The 1,391-nt window shown below is 62.7% G+C and carries 1 protein-coding gene; it reads right to left on the bottom strand.

Going from position 1 to position 1,391, the window contains the following annotated elements; genetic code table 11:
* Window positions 1-413: 413 nt before the first annotated feature.
* Window positions 414-1,232, bottom strand: a complete 819-nt coding sequence (locus ACWDKQ_RS36165; RefSeq protein ID WP_450143240.1) for an ESX secretion-associated protein EspG — start codon at window positions 1,230-1,232, stop codon at window positions 414-416.
* Between the last annotated feature and the right edge of the window lie 159 nt (window positions 1,233-1,391).

The following is a 1,391-nucleotide window of genomic DNA, read 5'->3' as shown; positions in this document are numbered from 1 at the left end:
ACACATGATTAACAGGCGGCTGCCCTACATCGAATGCAGCCCCCAACCACACGTTCCCGCAGGTCAAAAACCAAATGGCTGCTGCCGTACTAGGAAGCCATTACGTCCACGCGGTGACCGGAATAAGAAAAAATATAGCCAATCCGAAATGCGACTTGCCGTAGATTTAAAGCATCAATACGAAAGGCATTCCACGGTTACCATTAAAGCCCTTGTCAACGAACATGGATACCCCGCCCACGTCGTTAGCAAACTGTTGCACGCAGCTGGGACGCGAATGCGTGGGCGTGGTCCTAACAGGTGAGTTTTCGTTATGGAAACTGTCGCAGAGCGCTATTTACCCCTGCGTGAAACAAAAAAGACCCCCTCCCAGCTTCGGCTGGGAGGGGGTTTCTTGTGTTCTCTGACAGGGTTCAGCGCACGGCGGCGATCAGCCGGTCGATGCCGCTGCGGATCTGAACCGCGTCGGCGGGGGTGAGCACGAACATCTGCTCGCCGGTGGAGCCGCGTTCGGTGTGGTCGAGGTAACGGCCGTCGGGCCCGTCGTTGTCGAACCAGCGCACCACCGGCGACCGGCGGACCCGGCCGTGCGGGTCGCGCATGTTCGCCGCGATCTGGCCGCCGCGCACGTGCACCGCGTTCCCGATCTCGTTGTACGCGGCAACCTGCTGGTCACCACTGCTGCCGCGCGACTGCGCCACCTCTTGCATCATGCTGTCCGGCATCTCCTCGGCCTGCGGGGCCGAGTCGAGGGAGCTGGCCGGCACCCGCACCGCGGGGCGGCTGCCCGGTGGCGCAGGCGGCAGCGTCGGCAGAACCGCTTGGGAGAGCTGCATCTTCTCGTGCACCTCGACGGTGAGCGGGCCACCGAACCGGTCGGTCTCCCCTGGCCCCTGCACGCCGAGCACCACCCGGTCGCCTTCGGTCAACGCGGCGACCGTGCGCCAGGCCGCGTCGCTGGCGAAGTCCGGGAACCAGAGCGAGTCGACCCACAGGTACGGCTTTGTGAGCACCTTCAACGCCTGCGCAAGGTCCGGGTCGACCTCGTTGTTCACCAGGATGCCCAGTTCCGCCATGGTGCCGGCCTCGCGCTGGGCGACCTCGCCGAGCTGCTGCATGGTGCGGCCGTAGGCCGGTCCTTCCAGCGGCAGCGTGAGGTCTTCGAGTTCGAGGTAGCTGCGGACGAGGTAGAGGTGCAGCGGGTGCAGTTGCCAGCGGCCAACGAGGGCCACGTGTCCTCCCCCAAGGAGTGATGGGTTGTCGAATGTGCCGCAATTTCAATAAATATCAAAGAGTATTATTCTGGCGGTTTGAATACCGGGCAATAGGGCAACGGCCCCGACCAGTAAGATCGTTTTCCTACCAAAGAACACGACTTACAGGTGGAGCCG

Source organism: Saccharopolyspora sp. NPDC000995, assembly GCF_053599315.1.
The sequence above is the reverse complement of the archived record's forward strand: the minus strand, read 5'-3'. Positions and strand labels throughout refer to the sequence as shown.